This window comes from Streptomyces sp. JN8 (assembly GCF_055808075.1).
Genome location: NZ_CM147852.1, coordinates 1,032,385 through 1,050,488 on the forward strand (window position 1 = coordinate 1,032,385; position 18,104 = coordinate 1,050,488).

14 protein-coding genes and 1 riboswitch are annotated in these 18,104 nt (G+C 75.5%); of the genes, 11 read left to right on the plus strand and 3 right to left on the minus strand.

The window, feature by feature from the left end; all coding sequences use genetic code 11:
* Nucleotides 1–20: 20 nt before the first annotated feature.
* The 5 genes from ACY0MR_RS04340 (at nucleotide 21) to ACY0MR_RS04360 (ending at nucleotide 5,161) form a co-directional block, all read left to right on the plus strand.
* The gene (locus tag ACY0MR_RS04340) at nucleotides 21–827 is read left to right on the plus strand and encodes a 2,3-dihydro-2,3-dihydroxybenzoate dehydrogenase (RefSeq protein ID WP_388796201.1); all 807 of its coding nucleotides are present in this window, start codon (nucleotides 21–23) and stop codon (nucleotides 825–827) included.
* 83 nt (nucleotides 828–910) lie between these two features.
* Nucleotides 911–2,116, plus strand: a complete 1,206-nt coding sequence (locus tag ACY0MR_RS04345; RefSeq protein ID WP_473559204.1) for an isochorismate synthase — start codon at nucleotides 911–913, stop codon at nucleotides 2,114–2,116.
* On the plus strand, nucleotides 2,113–3,789 hold the full coding sequence (locus ACY0MR_RS04350) for a (2,3-dihydroxybenzoyl)adenylate synthase (RefSeq protein ID WP_473559206.1): 1,677 nt from the start codon (nucleotides 2,113–2,115) through the stop codon (nucleotides 3,787–3,789). Before ACY0MR_RS04345 ends, ACY0MR_RS04350 begins: the two co-directional genes overlap by 4 nt.
* Nucleotides 3,790–3,839: 50 nt before the next feature.
* A complete protein-coding gene (locus tag ACY0MR_RS04355) occupies nucleotides 3,840–4,463 on the plus strand; it encodes an isochorismatase family protein (RefSeq protein WP_473559208.1) in 624 nt (207 codons plus the stop codon).
* Between the two features lie 8 nt (nucleotides 4,464–4,471).
* Nucleotides 4,472–5,161 carry a 4'-phosphopantetheinyl transferase family protein gene (locus ACY0MR_RS04360; protein ID WP_404078668.1) on the plus strand — a complete coding sequence of 230 codons (690 nt, stop codon included), beginning with the start codon at nucleotides 4,472–4,474 and terminating at the stop codon, nucleotides 5,159–5,161.
* Here the strand turns inward: ACY0MR_RS04360 and ACY0MR_RS04365 are convergent.
* On the minus strand, nucleotides 5,154–6,986 hold the full coding sequence (locus ACY0MR_RS04365; protein WP_473559211.1) for an ABC transporter ATP-binding protein: 1,833 nt from the start codon (nucleotides 6,984–6,986) through the stop codon (nucleotides 5,154–5,156). The genes ACY0MR_RS04360 and ACY0MR_RS04365 overlap by 8 nt on opposite strands.
* A gap of 74 nt (nucleotides 6,987–7,060) precedes the next feature.
* Here ACY0MR_RS04365 and ACY0MR_RS04370 point away from each other — a divergent pair, with 74 nt between their 5' ends.
* The 4 genes from ACY0MR_RS04370 to ACY0MR_RS04385 all read left to right on the plus strand — a co-directional run bounded on the left by ACY0MR_RS04370 (nucleotide 7,061) and on the right by ACY0MR_RS04385 (nucleotide 11,028).
* The gene (locus tag ACY0MR_RS04370) at nucleotides 7,061–7,651 is read left to right on the plus strand and encodes a TetR/AcrR family transcriptional regulator (RefSeq protein WP_473559213.1); all 591 of its coding nucleotides are present in this window, start codon (nucleotides 7,061–7,063) and stop codon (nucleotides 7,649–7,651) included.
* Nucleotides 7,652–7,826: 175 nt separating this feature from the next.
* Entirely contained in the window at nucleotides 7,827–8,879 is a 1,053-nt protein-coding gene (locus ACY0MR_RS04375) for an iron-siderophore ABC transporter substrate-binding protein (RefSeq protein WP_392038766.1), read from the plus strand.
* A 50-nt stretch (nucleotides 8,880–8,929) separates the two neighbouring features.
* Entirely contained in the window at nucleotides 8,930–9,931 is a 1,002-nt protein-coding gene (locus ACY0MR_RS04380; RefSeq protein ID WP_473561690.1) for a FecCD family ABC transporter permease, read from the plus strand.
* Nucleotides 9,928–11,028 carry a FecCD family ABC transporter permease gene (locus ACY0MR_RS04385; protein WP_388794850.1) on the plus strand — a complete coding sequence of 367 codons (1,101 nt, stop codon included), beginning with the start codon at nucleotides 9,928–9,930 and terminating at the stop codon, nucleotides 11,026–11,028. The genes ACY0MR_RS04380 and ACY0MR_RS04385 overlap by 4 nt, the downstream gene beginning before the upstream one ends.
* A gap of 83 nt (nucleotides 11,029–11,111) precedes the next feature.
* Here the strand turns inward: ACY0MR_RS04385 and ACY0MR_RS04390 are convergent, their stop codons facing one another.
* The gene (locus ACY0MR_RS04390) at nucleotides 11,112–11,684 is read right to left on the minus strand and encodes a histidine phosphatase family protein (RefSeq protein ID WP_388794853.1); all 573 of its coding nucleotides are present in this window, start codon (nucleotides 11,682–11,684) and stop codon (nucleotides 11,112–11,114) included.
* A gap of 156 nt (nucleotides 11,685–11,840) precedes the next feature.
* A riboswitch (cobalamin riboswitch) is annotated at nucleotides 11,841–11,979 on the plus strand.
* 33 nt (nucleotides 11,980–12,012) lie between these two features.
* Between ACY0MR_RS04390 and ACY0MR_RS04395 the strand changes: the two genes are divergently transcribed.
* Both ACY0MR_RS04395 and ACY0MR_RS04400 read left to right on the plus strand, forming a co-directional pair.
* On the plus strand, nucleotides 12,013–12,240 hold the full coding sequence (locus ACY0MR_RS04395) for a CbtB domain-containing protein (protein WP_388794856.1): 228 nt from the start codon (nucleotides 12,013–12,015) through the stop codon (nucleotides 12,238–12,240).
* Nucleotides 12,241–12,254: 14 nt separating this feature from the next.
* Nucleotides 12,255–13,082, plus strand: a complete 828-nt coding sequence (locus ACY0MR_RS04400) for a CbtA family protein (RefSeq protein ID WP_473559217.1) — start codon at nucleotides 12,255–12,257, stop codon at nucleotides 13,080–13,082.
* Nucleotides 13,083–13,220: 138 nt separating this feature from the next.
* Here the strand turns inward: ACY0MR_RS04400 and ACY0MR_RS04405 are convergent, their stop codons facing one another.
* The gene (locus ACY0MR_RS04405) at nucleotides 13,221–18,056 is read right to left on the minus strand and encodes a hypothetical protein (protein WP_473559219.1); all 4,836 of its coding nucleotides are present in this window, start codon (nucleotides 18,054–18,056) and stop codon (nucleotides 13,221–13,223) included.
* Nucleotides 18,057–18,104: the final 48 nt, after the last annotated feature.

An 18,104-nucleotide genomic window follows, 5' to 3' on the forward strand; every position in this document is an offset into this window, starting at 1 on the left:
CTTACCTAAGTCAAGGAGGTATTGTGGCTGAAAGCAGCAGACCGCGTGGTGAGTTCGGGGGGCGCGTGGCCCTCGTCACCGGCGCCGCCCAGGGCATAGGCGAGGCGGTCGTCCACGCGCTCGCCGCGCGGGGCGCCACCGTCGCGGCCACCGACCGGCAGGCGGCCGCACTCGCCGCGAGCGTCGCGCGGTCGACCGGGGAACGGGCCGCGGGAGCGGTCGTGCCCTACCCGCTGGACGTCACCGACGGGGACGACGTCAACCGGACCGTCGGGCGGATCGAGCGCGAACTCGGCCCGGTGGACGTCCTGGTGAACGTCGCCGGGGTCCTCAGGACCGGACCCGCGCTCGCCATGACGGACCAGGAATGGGCGGACGTCTTCGCGGTCAACACCACGGGCGTCTTCCACGTCTCCCGGGCCGTGGTCGGCGGCATGGCCGCCCGGGGCACGGGCTCCGTGGTGACCGTCGCCTCCAACGCCGCCGGCATCCCCCGCTCCGGCATGAGCGCCTACGCGGCCTCCAAGGCCGCCGCCGTCGCCTTCACCAAGTGCCTGGGCCTGGAGGTCGCCGACCGGGGCGTCCGCTGCAACGCCGTCTGTCCCGGCTCCACCGACACCCCCATGCAGCGCGCCCTCTGGGACGGGCCCTCCGGCCCACGGCGCGTCATCGAAGGGGACGTCGCCAGCCACCGGACCGGCATCCCGCTGGGCCGCATCGCCGACCCGGAGGACATCGCGGAGACCGTGGTCTTCCTCGCCTCCGACCGGGCCCGCCACATCACCATGCAGGACATCTACGTCGACGGCGGCGCCACCCTGCGCTGACGGAACCGGGCCCACCCGGCCCGCCCGCCCCGTACCGAACCGCCCGCCGCACCCCCACCCCCAGACGACACCAAGGAGCCCCCGTGTCGACGGTCCACCAGGTCGCCGCGCACACGTCCGCGCCCGCAGACCCCCATTCCGCCGTCGGAGCGGCCACCGCGCTGCTCGACGCCTACCGCGAGGGCGACCGGTTCCTCGCCACGCCCACCCGGACCCTGCTCGCCCACGGCGTCCAGCGGGAGATCCCGCACGGCACCGCACCGGTCGCCGAGCGGGTGGCCGAGGCCCTGCGGGAGGCCCGCTCCGGCCGCCGTGCCGCCCCGGTCGTCATCGGCGCGCTCCCCTTCGAGCAGGACGCCCCCGCCGCCCTCGTCATACCCGAGACGGTCCGCACCGGCCCGTCCCTCGCGTACGACCCGCTGGTCGCCCTGCCCGCCGGCGACCCCCCGGCCACCGCCTGGTCGGTCCGGCCGGGGCCGGAGCCCGACGTGTACGCCAAGGGCGTCGCCTCGGCCGTCGACCGCATGTGGAACGGCGAGTTCAGCAAGGTGGTCCTGGCGCGCACCCTGGAGGTGACCGGCCCCGACGAACTGGACCTCGCCGCCATGGTCCAGCGGCTGGGCCGCCGGGACCCGGCCGGCTACACCTTCGCGCTGCCCACCGGCCCCGACCGCACGCTGCTCGGCGCCAGCCCCGAACTCCTCGTCTCCCGGCGCGGCGACCGGCTGGTGTCCAACCCGCTGGCCGGCTCGATCCCCCGCAGCGACGACCTCGCCGAGGACGTGCGGCGCGCCGCGGCCCTCCTGGAGTCCGCCAAGGACCTCCACGAGCACGCCGTCGTCGTCGACGCCGTGCACCAGGTCATGGCGCCGTACTGCTCGGCCGTCGAGGTCCCCGCCCGGCCCTCGCTGATCCGCACCGCCACCATGTGGCACCTGTCGACCACCGTCACCGGCACCCTCGCCCACCCCGAGGTCTCGGCCCTGGAGATCGCCTCGGCGCTCCACCCCACCCCCGCGGTCTGCGGCACGCCGACGGCGCTCGCGAGACAGGTGATCCGCGAGACCGAGCCCTTCGACCGGGGCTTCTTCACCGGGATCGTCGGCTGGGGCGACGCGGAGGGCAACGGCGAGTGGGTCGTCACCATCCGCTGCGCCGAGGCCGAGGGCCGCACCCTGCGCCTCTACGCGGGCGCCGGCATCGTCTCCGCCTCCGTCCCCGAGGCGGAGACCGCCGAGACCGCCGCCAAGTTCCGCACCTTCCTCAACGCCGTGGGGGCCGAGCTGTGACCGCACCGACCCGGCCCGCCGCCCCGGACACCCCCGGGACGGAACCCGCCCAGGCCGCGCCCGGCTGGCCCGCCGAGTTCGCCGCGCGCTACCGCGCGGCCGGCTGGTGGCGGGGCGAGACCTTCGGCGCCGTGCTCCGCGAGCGCGCCACGGCGCACCCCGACCGCGTCGCCGTCGTCGACCACGCGGGACCCGCCGGCACCCGGCGCGCCTGGACGTACGGAGAGCTCGACCTCCGCGCCGACCGGCTCGCCGCCGGACTCGCCGCCCGCGGGATCGGCCACGGCGACAAGGTCGTCGTCCAACTCCCCAACATCGCCGAGTTCTTCGAGGTGATCTTCGCCCTGTTCCGGCTGGGCGCCCTGCCCGTCTTCGCGCTGCCCGCGCACCGCGAGTCGGAGATCTCCTCCTTCTGCTCCCTCACCGAAGCGGTCGCCTACGTGATCCCGGCCGAGGACGCGGGCTTCGACTACCGCTCCCTCGCCACCACCGCGCTCGCCCGGACGCCCTCGCTGCGGCACGTCTTCGTGGCCGGCGGGGACGCCGGGCCCTTCGAGGCGCTCTCCGACGTGCCCGCCGAACCGGTGCCGCTCACCGGCCCCGCCCCGTCCGACCTGGCGTTCCTCCAGCTCTCCGGGGGCAGCACCGGGGTGCCCAAGCTCATCCCGCGGACGCACGACGACTACATCTACTCGCTGCGCGGCTCCAACGAGATCTGCGGGGTCGAAGAGGCTTCCGTCTACCTCTGCGTGCTGCCCGCCGCCCACAACTTCCCGCTCTCCTCCCCCGGTTCGCTCGGCGCCCTGTACGCGGGCGGCCGCGTGGTGATGTGCCCGCGGCCCGCACCGGACGCGGCGTTCCCGCTGATCCAGGACGAGGGCGTCACGATCACCGGTCTCGTCCCGCCGCTCGCGCTCGTCTGGACCGACGCCGCCGCCGCGTCGGCCTACGACCTCTCCACCCTCGACGTCCTGCTCGTGGGCGGCGCCAAGTTCGGCGAGGAGGCCGCCCGCCGGGTGAAGCCGGCCCTCGGCTGCACCCTCCAGCAGGTCTTCGGGATGGCCGAGGGCCTGGTCAACTACACCCGTCTCGACGACGACACCGAGACGATCGTCACCACCCAGGGCCGGCCGATCTCGCCCGACGACGAGATCCGGGTCGTGGACGACGCGGACGAGGACGTCCCCGCGGGCACGACCGGCCATCTGCTGACCCGCGGCCCCTACACCATCCGCGGCTACTGGAACGCGCCCGAGCACAACGCCCGTTCCTTCACCGACGACGGCTTCTACCGCACCGGCGACCTCGTCCGGGTCACCCCGAGTGGACACCTGGTCGTCGAGGGGCGCGCCAAGGACCAGATCAACCGCGGCGGCGAGAAGATCGCCGCCGAGGAGGTGGAGAACCACCTCCTGGCCCACCCGTCGGTGCACGACGCCAACGTGGTGGCCGAGCCCGACCCGTACCTCGGCGAGCGCAGCTGCGCGTACGTCATCCCGCGTGCCGACGCGCCGGCCGTCGGGGCGCTCGCGCTGAAGCGCTTCGTCCGGGACCGCGGGCTCGCCGCCTTCAAGGTGCCCGACCGGGTCGTCTTCGTCGAGGCCTTCCCCACGACCGGCGTGGGCAAGGTGTCCAAGAAGGACCTGCGCGCCCGGACCGCTCCCCGGGACTGACCCGGCGCCCCAGCCGTACCACCACCAGCACCCGCCGAAACGGAACGCCCATGACCCTGCCCACCGTCGCGCCCTACCCCATGCCCCGCCCCGACGAGCTCCCCGCCAACCGGGTGGAGTGGACCGTCGACCCGGACCGCGCCGTGCTGCTCGTGCACGACCTGCAGAACCACTTCCTCACCCCGTTCGACGCGGAGGCCGAGCCGATCACCGCCCTGCTCGGCAACCTCGGCCGGCTCCGCAAGGAGGCCGCCCGACTCGGCGTGCCCGTCGTCTACACGGCCCAGCCCGGCGGCCAGACTCCCGAACAGCGGGGCCTCCAGCAGGACTTCTGGGGCCCCGGCGTCCCGGACGACCCGCACGCCACGGCCATCACGGAAGCGGTCGCCCCGGGCCCCGGCGACACCCTCCTGACCAAGTGGAAGTACAGCGCCTTCGTCCGCACCGACCTCCTGGAGCAGCTGCGCGAGCAGGGCCGCGACCAGCTCGTCGTCACCGGCGTGTACGCGCACATCGGCGTCCTGATGACCGCCTGCGACGCGTGGATGCAGGACATCCAGGCGTTCGTCGTGGCCGACGCCGTGGCGGACTTCTCCGAGCGCGAGCACCGCATGGCGCTGGAGTGGGCGGCCGGCCGGTGCGCGGTGGTCACCACGACCGACCGGGTCTTCTGAGCCGCCCCGTGCGCTACGAGGAACTGCCGGGCCACCCCGGGGTGGTGGCCGCCGCCGTGCATCCGAACGCCGCGGCCGCCCGCGCGCTCGCCCCGCTGCTCGACGCGGCGGAGACGGCCAGGGCGGCGGCCTTCCGGCGCCCCGCGGACGCGGACCGCTACCTGGTCGCCCGGGTGCTGCTGCGCCTGGTGCTCGCCGAGCGGGTGGGCGCCCGGCCCGACCGGCTCGTGTTCGCGCAGGACCCCTGCGCCGGATGCGGCGGCCCGCACGGCAAGCCCCGTCTGCGGGACCACGGCGCCGTGCACTTCTCGCTCTCCCGCGCGGGCGACCGCGTCCTGCTGGCGGTGGCGTCGGTGCCGGTGGGGGTGGACGTGGAGACGGTGCCGGCCGACGGCGTCGTACGGGACGTGGGCGCGGCCCTCCATCCGCGCGAGCGCGCGGAGCTGGCGGCTCTTCCGGCCAACGCCCGCGCGGGCGCCTTCGCCCGGTGCTGGACCCGCAAGGAGGCCGTGCTCAAGGCGACCGGCGTGGCCCTGGTCCGCGGGGCCGCCGACCCCTACGTGGGGTCGGGACTCGTCCCTGCGGCGGTGCCCGGTCTCCGCCTCGCCGACGTGCTCCTCTCCGAGGGGCACGTGGCCGCCGTCGCCCACGGCACGGACCCGGCGTCGCCGTCCGGCCGGGCGGTGGCGGTCAGTTGACGGGAACGCCGGTCCCGGCGGAGATCCGCAGGGACGCGACCAGGTCGCGGTAGAGGCCGTCCGAGGCGAGCAGGTCCTCGTGCCGGCCCCGCGCCCGGACCCGGCCGGCCTCCATCACGACGATGGTGTCCGCGTCGACGACCGTCGACAGGCGGTGCGCGATCGTCACGACGGCGCCGGTGTCGGCGCGGGAGCGGACGCACTCCTGTACGGCCGCCTCGGTCAAGCCGTCGAGCTGCGCGGTGGCCTCGTCCAGGAGCAGCACGTCGGGGGTGGCGAGCAGGGCCCGGGCCAGGGCGATGCGCTGGCGCTCCCCGCCCGACACGTTCGCGGTGGCGAGCGGCGTGTCCAGTCCCTCCTCCAGCCCTTCGACCTTCTCCGTGAGCCGTACGTCGTCCAGGACGCGCAGCAGTTCCTCGGTGGTGGCCTCGGGCCGGGCGAGCAGCAGGTTGTCGCGGAGGGTGCCGGGGACGACGGGGGTGTCCTGCTCGACGTAGGCGAGGCGGGCCCGGATGTCGGCGTGGGCGTGGTCCCGGTAGGGCCGTCCGTCGAGGAGCAGTTCGCCGCCGGTGGGTTCCAGGAACCGCAGGACCAGGGAGAACAGCGTGGTCTTGCCCGCCCCCGAGGGGCCGACGACGGCGGTGTGGCCGCGCCGCGGGACGGCGAGGTCGACGCCCCGTACGGCCGGCTCGGCGTCCGGGCCGTAGGCGGCGGTGACGTTCCGCAGCTCCAGGACGGGAATGTCGTCGCGGATGCCCCGCGGTTCCTTCGGTTCGGGGAGCTCGGGGCGTTCCTGGTGTTCGCGCGGCCCCGGGGCCTGCCGTATGGGTGTGCCGGCGCCGGTCGCCCGGGACGGTGCGGCCTCCTCGGACGGCAGGGCGTCGGCCTGCCGGATACGTTCGGCGGCGGCGATGCCGGACTGGAGGGCGGTCACGTTCTGGCTGAGTTCGCTGACGGGGTCCATCAGGGCGAAGGTGTAGAGGAGGAAGGCGATCAGGCCGGACACCTCGAGCCGGCCCTCGCCGACGCGCCAGGCGCCGACGGCGAGGATCGCGATGACGGCCAGGTTGACGCCGGACCAGGCGATCGTCCACGCCAGCGACTCGCGGCGGACGGCGCCGATCCCGAAGGCGGCCGAGGCCCGCGCGTCGGCGAGGATCCGCTCGGTCATGCGCTCCTCGGCACGGTTGACCTTGACGGTGCGGATCGCCCGCAGCGTGCCTTCGAGGATGCCGCCGAGCCGTCCCACGTGCTCCTGGGCCTGCTGCTGCGACTTCGCGATGCCGGGCATGAGGAAGGCGAAGGCCAGGCCGACCAGGGCGACGGCGGCCACCGTGGTGGCGAGCAGCACCAGGTCGAGGAAGCCCATGAGGACGAGGCTGCCCACCAGCATCACCGCTCCGTTGACCAGGCCGACGAAGGAGGAGGCCGCGGCCTGGCGCAGCAGCACGGTGTCGGAGGTGACCCGGGTGACGAGTTCACCGGTGGGGCTCCGGGTGAGGGCGGGGACGGTGGCGCCCAGGAAGCGCCGCACGACCGACTCGCGCGCGTCGAGGACCACCCGCTCCCCCAGTGCCCCGAGCAGGATCCACTGCCAGTAGGACACCGCGGCGCCGACGAGGAGCAGTACGACGAGGGTCGCCACGGGGCGCGTCAGGGAGGACGCGCTGCCCAGTGCGTCGAGCACGTGCTTGGTGACCATGGGCGTGGCGAGGCCCAGGGCGGAGGCGACCAGGGCGAGGGCCAGTCCCGTGGCCAGGGTGCGCCGGTGCGGGCGGGCGAAGGACCACAGGATGCTCAGGCGAGGCGCAAGGGATGACTGCATACCCACAATGGAACACCGCTGTTCCAGAAAGGTCAAAGGGTTTCCCAAACGGTATGAGGGGTTACCGTGTGCGCATGGGGTCCGACGACACTCCCGCGCACGGCGCGGCCACCCGCGAGAGCGCCACCCGCGCCCGCACCCGGCGCGCGATCCTCGACGCCGCCGTCTCCGTACTCACGGCCGACCACAGCGCGTCGCTGGGCGATGTCGCCGAGGCGGCCGGGGTGGGACGGACCACCGTCCACCGCTACTTCCCCGAGCGCTCCGACCTGCTCGCCGCGATCGGCACGGACGTGCGCGACCGGGTCGCGGCGGCGGCCGACCGGGCACGGCTCGACGACGGGCCGGCGCCCGAGGCGCTGGAGCGGCTCTGCCTGGAGTACTTCGAACTCGGTGACCGCCTGCTGCTGCTGTACGACGTCCCGCAGTTCGTCGCGTGGTCCGGGATCGAGGAGGAGTCGGCGGCCGACCTGTCCCTGCTCACCCTCGTCCGGCGCGGCCAGCAGGACGGAACGCTCGACCCCGGGGTCGACGCCGGCTGGCTCCAGGACGTCGTGTGGGCGCTGCTCTACGCCGCCTGGACACAGGCGCGCGACCAGGGCACCCCCAAGCACACGGCCCTCTCCCTGTGCCTGCGGACCCTGCGGAAGGCCGTCGCCCCCTGAGGGACGTACCGGCCGCCGCGTGGATCACACCGGGACCGGACCCCGGGCGTCCACACCCGGACAGGAATAGGTTAGGCTCACCTAACAAGCACCGCGTTGCCGCTGCCCCCGGACACCCGTCCGCGGGGCCGCCCGTCGGGGCCCACATCCCCCTGCCCGGAGACAAGGATCCACCATGCCTTCTGTGTTCACCCCCCTTCGCCGTCGCGCTCTCGTGGCGGGGGCCGCCGCGGTCACGCTCGGCCTGCTGGTGACCGGATGCGGCTCCGACGACAAGAAGGACGACGCGGCGGGCCCGGCGGACAAGGCCCCGGCCGGCGCCTTCCCCGTGACCATCAAGAGCGCCCTCGGCTCGGCCGTCATCAAGGACAAGCCCAAGCGCGTCGTGACCCTCGGTCAGGGCTCCGCCGAGACCGCCATCGCCCTCGGCAACGTCCCGGTCGGCATCGAGGAGTACCCCTGGGGCAGCGACAAGACCGGCTACCTCCCCTGGATCCACGAGGCGGTGACCAAGTCCGGCGCCACGCTCCCCAAGCAGTTCAAGGGCGGCGAGGAGCTCGACATCGAGGCCATCACCGAGCTGGAGCCCGACGTCATCCTCGCCCCGTGGTCGGGTCTGACGCAGAAGCAGTACGACATCCTCAAGGACATCGCGCCCACCGTCGCCTACCCCGAGAAGGCGTGGAGCACGAACTGGGACCAGCAGATCGAGATCATCGCCAAGGCGCTCGGTCAGCCGGAGAAGGCCGAGGAGCTGGAGTCGAAGATCGACAAGCAGCTCGCCGACGCGGCGGCATCGCGCCCCAACTACAAGAACGTGACGTTCTCGTACATCTACAACACCGGCCCCGGCACCCTCGGCATCTTCAAGCCCGAGGAGCAGCGCGTGGCGATGGTCTCCAAGCTCGGCCTCAAGGTCGACCCGATCGTCGACACCTTCCCGGAGACCGAGGGCACCGACTCCGCCCTCATCGGCCTGGAGAACGCCAACAAGCTGGCGAAGAGCGACATCGCCTTCACGTTCTACATGGACGAGAAGTCCCGCAAGACCGTCGAGGCCCAGCCGCTCTACGCGGCCATCCCCGCCGTGAAGAAGAACGCCCTGGTCTACAGCCACGACACCCCCTTCGTCACCGCCTCCTCGATGATCAACCCGCTGACGGTGCCGTACAGCATCGAGCGCTACCTCCCGATGATCGACAAGGCCGTCGCCAAGGCCGGGAAGTAACCACGGGCCCCCGCGTGACCACTCTCTCCAAGACCGCTCAAGGCCCCGCCGTGGTACGGCGGGGCCTTGGCCGGCAGGTCCTGGCCGCCGTCCTGTGCCTGGCCCTGCTCGCCCTGGCGCTCCTCGCCAGCGTCATGTTCGGCAGCAAGCCGACCTCCGCCGGCGACGTCCTGCGGGTCGTCTTCGGCGACGGCGGCGACGCGTACACCCGCACCGTCGTCGAGAGCCGCTACCCGCGCACCGCCCTCGGCGTGCTCGCGGGTCTCGCCCTCGCCGTCGCCGGCACCCTGATGCAGGGCATCACCCGCAACCCGCTCGCCGAGCCGGGACTCCTCGGCATCAACGCGGGCGCGTCCGCCAGCATCGTCGCCGCGACCGCCTTCCTCGGCGCCTCCGGGCAGCGGGAGACGATCTGGTGGGCCCTCCTCGGCGCCCTCCTGACCGGCGTGGTCGTCCACGTCGTCGGCACCGTCGGAGGCGGGGGCGGACCGGTCCGGCTGGTCCTCGCCGGCGCGGTGCTCTCCGCGATCCTCGCCGCCTTCATCCAGGCCGTCGCCCTGTCCCGACCGCGGATCTTCGACACCTACCGCTACTGGGTGGTGGGCGCGCTCGGCGGGCGCGGCTTCGACGCCCTCTGGGCGGTCCTGCCGTTCGCCGCCGCCGGCCTCCTGCTCGCCCTGCTGCTGGCCCCGGGGCTCAACGCCATGGCCATGGGCGACGACAAGGCGGCCTCCCTCGGCATCAGTCCGGCCCGGGTCAAGGGCGCCGGGCTGCTCGCGGCGACGCTGCTCGCCGCCGCCGCGACGGCGGCCGTCGGGCCCATCGCCTTCGTCGGCCTCGCCGTCCCCCACCTCGTGCGGGCACTGGTGGGCGCCGACTTCAGGGCCCAGATCCTCTTCACCTGCCTCGCGGGGCCGACGCTGCTGCTCCTCGCCGACGTCGTCGGCCGGGTCGTGCTGCGCCCGCAGGAACTCATGGTCGGGGTCGTCACGGCCTTCGTCGGCGCCCCCGCCCTGCTGTTCGCCGTTCGCCGTATGAGGGGAGCGGGATGAAGACCGCCGACCGGACCGACTCTCCCGACCGCGCCCGGACCGACGGGCCCCGCGGGCCGAAGCCCGCCCGCCGCGGCGTGCTGCGGATCGGCCCCTGGGTCGCCGTACCCGTGCGCCGCAGGACCGTGATCGCCGCGGCGGTCTCGCTCCTGCTGCTCTGCGCGGCCGCCGTGGCCACGCTGTCGATGGGCCGCCTCGGCATCGACCTGCCCGACCTGCCGTCCGCCCTCGCGGGCGACGCCACCGGGAAGAACGCCTTCGTCCTGAACCGGCTGCGCGGCCCGCGGCTCGTCGTGGCCGTCGCCACCGGTGCGGCCCTCGGCCTGTCCGGGGCCCTGTTCCAGTCCGTCACCCGCAACCCGCTGGGCAGCCCCGACGTCATCGGGCTCAGCGCCGGGGCCGGAGCGGGAGCGGCGGCCGCCGCCCTGTTCCTGCCCGACGTGATGCCGGTGTCCGTCGGCGCCCTGCTCGGCTCGGTCCTCGCGATGGCGGTCGTGTTCCTCTCCACCGGCACCGGGTTCCGCAGCCCCGGCCGGCTCGTGGTGGCCGGCATCGGCGTCGCCGCGATGGCGACCGCGCTGACCCAGTACGTGGTGTACGCCGTGGAGCGCGACAAGGCCAGTTCCCTGACCGCCTACATCAACGGCAGCCTCTCCGCGCGCTCGTGGGACGACGCGGCGGTCGTGTGGACGGTGCTCCTCGTCTCCCTGCCGTTCGCCGCCCTCCTCGCCCGGCCCCTGAGCATCGGTGAGATGGGCGACGACCTCTCCACCGGCCTGGGGGCCCGGCCGGGGCGGACGGCGACCTGGGCGATCGCGCTGTCGATCGTCCTCTCGGCGGGAGCCGTCAGCGTGGCGGGTCCGATCGCGTTCATCTCCCTGACCGCCCCCCAGATCGCCAAGCGGGTCGCCCGCAGCGGCGGACCGCACCTGGTGATGTCCACCCTGCTGGGGGCACTGCTGCTGGTCCTGGCCGACCTGACGGCGCAGCAGCTGCCGCTCTTCGACGACCTGCCCGTCGGCCTCTACACGATGGCCGTCGGCGGCGCGTACCTCGGCTATCTGCTGCTGCGCGAGTGGCGGCGTCCCGTCGCCTGACCCCGGGGGACCCCTCCGCCGGGTGCTCGGGGGTGTCCTGTCGGTCGGGCCGGGCTCGCGGGGTCTGACCGACGGGACACCCCCTAGCCGGACCCGAGCGGCGTCCCGACGCTCAGGTTCCAGCGCCCGGCGCGCCCGCTCAGGTGAACGGCGGTCAGCGGACGGACGTCGAGCCTCCCGGCCGCCTCGTCGGGCGCCCCGAGGGCGTGCACCAGGGCGGCCCGGATCACGTCCGGTTCGGCGACGACCGTGACGCGCCCCGACTCCCCCCGCCGCGCGTCGAGCCAGGCACCGACCCGGAGTCGCAGCTCGCGCGCGGACTCCCCGCCGTGCGGCGCCGCCGTGGGGTCCGACAGCCAGACGCCGAGCGCCGCCTCCTCGGCGGCGGCGACGGCCGCCAGGGTCCGTCCCCGCCAGCGCCCCATGGCGCAGCCCGCGAGGGCGGACACCGCCTCGGCCGACAGGCCGAGGGCCTCCGCCGTCCCCCGGCAGCGCGCCGAGGGCGAGGAGTACGCGCGCGCGGACGCATCGACGGCGGAGGCCGCCGACTCGGCACGGGCCAGGCCCGCGGGGTCGAGCGGACGGTCGTCGTCGAACCCGACGTCGCGCGGGGCCCCGCTCGTGGCGGGGGAGATCAGCGTCAGCCGGACGGTCATCGGCGTCCTCGTCGGTCGGGTCCCGGGGCGCGCCCAGGGTAGCGCCGATCCCGGTGACCACCGTGTTCGGCCCGGGGCGCGGCCGGGGGCGTGCGAACGTGATTCAGGCCTCACGCCCTTGGCGGCACCCCCGGTGCGCGGTACGGTCGGGCGACATTTGAACAGCGTGACGACGGCGAGACGGAAGTCCGGTGGAAATCCGGCACGGTCGCGCCACTGTGAGCCGGGCGCCGCCCTCCTTCCGGAGGCGGTGCGACGGTGAGTCAGACCCGTGGACCGTCGTCCTGCACCACCGTCCGGGACGCGAGTTCCCGTAGGAGGTTCCACCATGGCCGAGGCTGCCCTCACCGCCGCCGCATCCGCCCCTTCCGTGGCCGTTCCGGCCCCGCTGCCCGTCCGGGCCGTCCTTCCCTGGGCGTTCTTCGTCGGCCTTCTCGCGCTGATCGCGCTGTACTTCGTGGGCGCCGAGCAGGGTGCCACCTCCCTGATCGCGGGCTCCGACGTGCACGAGTGGGTGCACGACGGACGCCACCTGCTCGGCTTCCCCTGCCACTGAGAGGCGATCCGCACATGCACGCCTCAACTGTCAGATCCCTGCTGGTCCGCGGCATGCTCGCGGGCCTGGTCGCCGGTCTCCTCGCCTTCGCCGTCGCCTACGTGGTGGGCGAGCCCCCGGTGAACGGCGCCATCGCCGTCGAGGAGGCCCAGGCGGCCCAGGAGGCGGACCCCGCCGCCGGGGCACACGCCGGCCACGGCGGCACGGGCGCCGCCGAGGTCGCGGAGGAAGAGGAGGAGGCGGTCAGCCGCCCCGTCCAGTCGACCTTCGGCCTGGCCACCGGCGTCCTCGTGTACGGGGTGGCGCTCGGCGGCATCGCCGCGCTCGCCTTCTCCTTCGCGCTCGGCCGGATCGGCCGGTTCAGCCCCCGGGCGACGGCGGCGCTCACCGCGGCGGCGGCGTTCACCACCGTCTACCTGGTGCCGTTCCTGAAGTACCCGGCGACCCCGCCGGCCGTCGGCAACCCGGACACGATCGGGAAGCGCACCACCCTGTTCTTCCTGATGATCCTGCTCAGCGTGCTGCTCGGGCTCGCCGCGGTGATCGCGGGCCGGCGGCTCGCACCGCGCCTGGGCAACTGGAACGCGACCCTGGCCGCCGCGGCCGGTTTCGTCGTCGTGACCGGTGTCGCCTTCGTGCTGCTGCCGGCCAACGACGACGCGGTCAAGGCGGGCTTCCCCGCCGCGCTGCTCTGGGAGTTCAGGCTGGCGTCGCTCGCGGTCCAGGCCGTCCTCTGGGCGGTGTTCGGGGTGGTCTTCGGCGTCCTCGCGCAGAAGGTCCTGGCCGGCCGGACCACCGCGGCCGGGACTCCCGCCGGGGCCGGGGCGCCGCTCCCCGGCTGACCCGTCCCGGACCGGACCCGGACCGCCCGCCCCGTACGCTCCGGCGTACGGGGCGGGCGCGCGTTCCGGGGTCGGACCAGGCGCCGCATCCGGCCGTGCGGGTCCTCGACCCGGCCGAACCGGGTCGCGGGGCACGGTTCAGGCCCGCCGGGCCCACGCCTCCTCGAACATCTCGTGCAGGGGGGCAACCGGCAGCAGCCGCTCGAAGGGCGAGAGGACCCGGCCGCCCAGCCACGGCCTGGCCCGGAGGGACGCCAGCTTCGCCTTCTCCAGGGGCAGGTGGGGCGCCTTCAGGTCGCTCCACTCGCCGGGCAGGAACAGGGTGCGGCCGGCCCGCGGCCGCCTGGCCTCGACGACCGCGCCGGTGGCGAGGAGCTCGGTGCGGACCTCCGTGTGCCGCTTGGCCGTCCAGCCGTTCCACCGGCGGACGTTCCGGTCGGTGGGCGCGGCCAGCGTCGCGAGCTGGAGGTACAGGGCGGCCGCGGCCGGCCCGGTGCCCAGCTCCCCGGCCACCCGCGCGACGAGCTCCGGGCAGGACTGCCGGGGGTCCGCCTCGTACGCGCCGTCCGGTACGGCCCCGGATGCGGCCCTCCGCATGATCCGGTCCAGGCCGCCGCCGGCGATCAGCGGTTCCAGCCGGTCCAGGGGGCCGGTGAGCTCGGCGACCTCGCGGACCCGCCGCCACGCCTCGGGGTCGGCGACCGCCGCGGGCCGCAGGGCGGCGTCTCCTCGGGGAGCGCACACCACCAGGGCGCCGGAGTCGTACGCCGTCATGTCCGGTGTCCCCGCCTGCTCCGCGCGGAGTGCCAGGGACACCGGGAGGGTCGCGGGCCCGAACCGCTCGGCGATGCCCTCCGGCGTGTCCTCGACCGTCGCGTCGGGGAGCGCCACGAGGAGCTCCGGTCGGGACAGTTCGGCCCGCAGCCGCTCGTAGAGGGCCGTCGCGCCCGCGACGGCCGGGTCGCCGACGGGGCGGTCGGTCCACGCCCAGACCAGGGCGGTCGCGATCCGCCCGACGGCGAGGCCGACCGGGGTGCCGTAGGGCAGCTCGGGTCCGGCCGGGGGCAGGGCCCTGACCTCCACGCCGAGGCCGTACCTGGGTGCCGCGAGTTCCCAGCCGGCCGCGGGCACGGTGGCGTCCTCGGCCGCCCCGTAGCCGCCGGCGAGGCGTCGGGCCCACACCTCGGAGAGGCCGAGCTCGGCCTCCAGGGCGTCGGCGGCCTCGTCGTCCACGGCGGGCAGGGTGCCCATCCGCTCCCGCCACACGCCCGCCATGCGCTCCACGGCCGCCTCGACGCCGCCGGGCCGCCACAGCTCGGCCGGGTCCCGGGGCAGCGCCGCCGCCAGCACGGCCCTCCGGCCGTCGCCGCCGAGCCGGGCCCGGAGCCTCCGGTACGACTCGGCCGTCATCGGACTGGCCTTGTACGGCGCCTTGCGGGCGAGGGCGAGGTCCTCGTCCCGGTCGGCGCGGCCGACGAGGCCGGCGACCACGAGCCGGGCCACGGGCCGTCGTACGCCGGTCAGTTCGGCGAACCGCGCGGCGGCGGACTCCGGCACGGGCAGCGGTCCGTGCGCGTCGACCGCCCCGACGAGGGCCCGCAGGCGGGCCGCGTCGTCCCGCTCGATCGTGACGAGCCGGGACTCGGGGATCCCGTCCGGCGCGGGGGCGCCCTCCGTCACGCCGTCGGCGGGGGCGACGAACCAGCAGGCCTCCCCCGCGTCCCAGCGCGCTGCGGACGCCACGGCCGTACCGCCCTCGCGCAGCGCGTCGAGCGCCGCGGGCCAGGGCGCGCGGCCGACGCGCCACCGGCTGCCCTCGCGGGCGAACGGCTGGTCGGCCCAGGTCTCCAGGAGGGCGCGCAGGGCGGTCCGGTCGGTCTCCGGGGTGGGTGCGACGGCCGCGCGCCAGGCGACGGCGTCGATCGCACCGAGGAGTTGCGACCAGTCGTGCGGGAGGGCCGGCGGGGACAGCCGCCGGACCTCCTCCACGATCGTCCCGGCCAGGCAGGCGCCGTCGGCGGCGAGGGCGCTGAGGGTCGCGGACCGGGCGACGTCCCGGCTCCGCCGCCGGCTGTCGTCCCCACCGTCGACGAGGAGTCCGGACAGCGCGGGCATCAGCTCGGTGTCCGGCACCTGGCGGCTCGGCAGGACGGGCGGCGCCTCGGCGAGCAGGGTGACGCGCCGGTGCAGGGCGCGGCGGCGCTCCTCCACGCGGGCGGCCCGCTCGGCCACGGCGACGACGGCCTCGGCCAGGAACGGGTCGGTGATCCGGGGCAGTTCGCGTGCCACGGCGGCGCGTGCCGCCCCGGTGCCGTCGAGGGCGGCGGCGAGCAGGGCGTCGGCCGTGCCGCGCCCGAGGGTGCGGAGCGCGGCGGAGCCCGCCGGGTCCCGGGTCCGCAGCAGGTACCAGAAGGCGGGCGGCAGAGCCGTACCGCGGGAGACGGTGGCCGTCCGCCGCGGGCTCACCCGCGGATGGGCGGGCGAGTGGTGGCCGTCGAGCTCCCACAGCAGGACGCCGTCGGCGGCGTAGGCGCGCACCCCGGTGCGGGTACGGGACTCGGCGAGGACGACGTCCTCCACGGCGCCCTCCGGCGCGGCCCAGAGTCCCCACGGCTCCTGTCCCGGCCGGTCGATGTCGAAGCGGGCCGTGCGGCCGTCGACGCTTTCCACGAGGTAGTGGTCCGGCGCGTGGTCGCGGTGGCGGGTCCGGAACAGGATCCGGGTGCCGACGAGTCCGTCGCGGCTGCCCAGCGGGGAGTCGGTCAGCCCCGCGGGCAGCGGGGCGAGGTGCAGCGCCTCGTGGGCGAGGGTCAGGTCGGCCTCGGAGGGCTCCAGGGCCGGATCGGTGCTCGCGGGGCGGCCGGGGAAGTCGGGCAGCGGGGTCGCGCCCCGGGGCTCGCCGGTGACCGCGTCGACGAGCTCCCACGGGCGCCGCCCGTAGACCGCGTTGGTCCAGATCCGGGTGCCGTCGCCCATCTGCAGCTCGTCGCGGTCGATCCCCTCCGTGCCGCCGGGGCGGGTCACCCGGAGGCCGCCGTGCCGGCCGCCTCCGTCGGCGGTCTCGAACTGGAAGCCGTACGCCCCGTCGAGGCTCCCGCCGAAGGCGACCAGGCCGCCGGACTCCTCGGGGGTGAAGCGCTCCTCCGGGCGGTCGGCCCAGAAGGCGGTGTGGCCGGACTCGGTGCTCCAGCTGACGAGGAACGAGCCGCCGGCGTAGTGGACGGCGAACGAGTTCGCGTCGTCCGGCACCGTGAAGCGGCACGACCCGCGGACCCCGTCCGGGGCGACCGCGACGGCGCGGTCGCGCCCGAAGACGGTCAGCACGGGCCAGGTGCAGGTCACTCCTGCCACACCGGGCAGTCCGACGGACTCCTGACCGCCCGCCGCCCCGACGGACGGTGTCGGGGCGGCCGGGCCTGCGGGGCCGGTCGGGCCGGCGGGGCCGGCCGCGTCAGCACCGGCACCGGCTTCGGCTTCGGCTTCGGCTTCGGCTTCGGCCGCGAACTCCTCGTACACGGCCTCCAGCTCCGGCCACGCCAGTTCCTCGGGGAGTCCGGCCGCGAGGGAGCGCCGCAGCGCGCCGCCGGCGGAGGCCTCGGCGAGAACGTCGCCGATCCCGCCGAGCGCCGTCACCGTCGGCCGGTCGAGCAGGGTCTCCAGCTCGGCGACCGCCTCCTCCGCGCCCGCCATGCCGCCGCCCCCGACGGCGTCGACCAGCCTGCCGACCCGTACGGCCACCCCCTGGGCGATGCCCTCGTTCCCGGGGAGCAGGGTCACGGCCGACCCGGGCTTGCGGGCGGGCGCGCCCCACCAGTCGGGCATGAGGCGCGCGTGCACGGTCCCTTCGAGGCGGGGGCCGAAGGCGGGGTCGGCGGCGAGAGCGGTGAGGTCGCGCCGGGACTCCTCTCCCCAGAAGTGCAGCCGGACCGCGGGGCCGGGATCGACGACGGTGGCCCCGGCGGCCAGGAACGCGTCCAGGACGTCGGCGTCGAAGCCCTGGTAGTGGTGGCGGGTGGTGTGCAGGGTCACCGCTTCGCCGGCGGCCCGCAGGCGCGGCCCGAGCCGGCCCACGAGGTCGAGGAACTCGGTCGGGAGCCGGCGGCGCGCGACTCCGCCGCCGGACGCGCGCGTGTACTGGTACATGTGGACGAAGTGCCCGACCCAGCGGTGGAGTCCGCCCTCCGGCACGAGTCGTCCGGCCTCCATCGCCCCGGTCGCGCCGCATCCGGCGAGGACCCGCAGCCAGGCCCCGCCGTCGACGGCGCCCTCGGGGAAGACCTCCAGGAGCCCGGCGGCGGTCCCGTCCGCCGGCGGATGCGCCGTCAGGACCGGTTCCGCGCCCGCGAGCAGGGCGTCCGGCACGGACTTGCCCCGGGTGACCGCGAGGATCTCCGTCACCACGCGCGCGACCTCCTCGTCCCCGTGCCCGGCGGCCTTGGCGGAGGCCCGAACCCGGCGGACGAGGTCGGCGGGGAGGTCGGCCCGGGAACCGGCCCAGGCGGTCAGGAACGCGCCGAGCGCGACGTGCGCCTCGGCGGGTTCGAGGGAGTCGGCCAGGAACCGCTGATGGGCGCCGAACTCCTTGGCGGGCATGGCCCCGCCCCGGGCGAACAGCAGCCCGTTGGCCCGGCGGTAGGCGGGGTCGACGGTCAGGCCGTGCTCGGCCTCGGCGGCCCGCGCGGCCACGTAGGCCCGGCCGCCGGGGCGCGCCCCGTAGCCGATCAGCCGGTGCCCGACGGTGTCCCAGAACCACGGCAGATGGGCGGCCGGCAACCGCCGCGCCCACCGCGCCATGGCGTCGACGAACGCGCCGGGCTTCGTCCAGGACCGGTTGAGCTCGTTCCCCATCGCCTGGCCGAGCTCCCGGGCCGCCGCCACGGCGCCCGGGTCGTGGACGGCGACCCAGTCGGTGTACGTGGTCGAGACGTGGGTACTCCCCGGGGCGGGCAGCAGGGCTTCGAGCGAGGCGATCATGACGGGATCGTCGCACGCACCACTGACAGGCCCGAACCGGCGGGGGGT

Bases quoted from the DNA above. Each gene is read 5' to 3' on its own strand.
- ACY0MR_RS04355 (WP_473559208.1), top strand. From the start codon at position 3,840: ATGACCCTGCCCACCGTCGCGCCCTACCCCATGCCCCGCCCCGACGAG.
- ACY0MR_RS04365 (WP_473559211.1), bottom strand. From the start codon at position 6,986: ATGCAGTCATCCCTTGCGCCTCGCCTGAGCATCCTGTGGTCCTTCGCC.
- ACY0MR_RS04370 (WP_473559213.1), top strand. From the start codon at position 7,061: ATGGGGTCCGACGACACTCCCGCGCACGGCGCGGCCACCCGCGAGAGC.
- ACY0MR_RS04375 (WP_392038766.1), top strand. From the start codon at position 7,827: ATGCCTTCTGTGTTCACCCCCCTTCGCCGTCGCGCTCTCGTGGCGGGG.
- ACY0MR_RS04385 (WP_388794850.1), top strand. From the start codon at position 9,928: ATGAAGACCGCCGACCGGACCGACTCTCCCGACCGCGCCCGGACCGAC.
- ACY0MR_RS04390 (WP_388794853.1), bottom strand. From the start codon at position 11,684: ATGACCGTCCGGCTGACGCTGATCTCCCCCGCCACGAGCGGGGCCCCG.
- ACY0MR_RS04395 (WP_388794856.1), top strand. From the start codon at position 12,013: ATGGCCGAGGCTGCCCTCACCGCCGCCGCATCCGCCCCTTCCGTGGCC.
- ACY0MR_RS04400 (WP_473559217.1), top strand. From the start codon at position 12,255: ATGCACGCCTCAACTGTCAGATCCCTGCTGGTCCGCGGCATGCTCGCG.
- ACY0MR_RS04405 (WP_473559219.1), bottom strand. From the start codon at position 18,056: ATGATCGCCTCGCTCGAAGCCCTGCTGCCCGCCCCGGGGAGTACCCAC.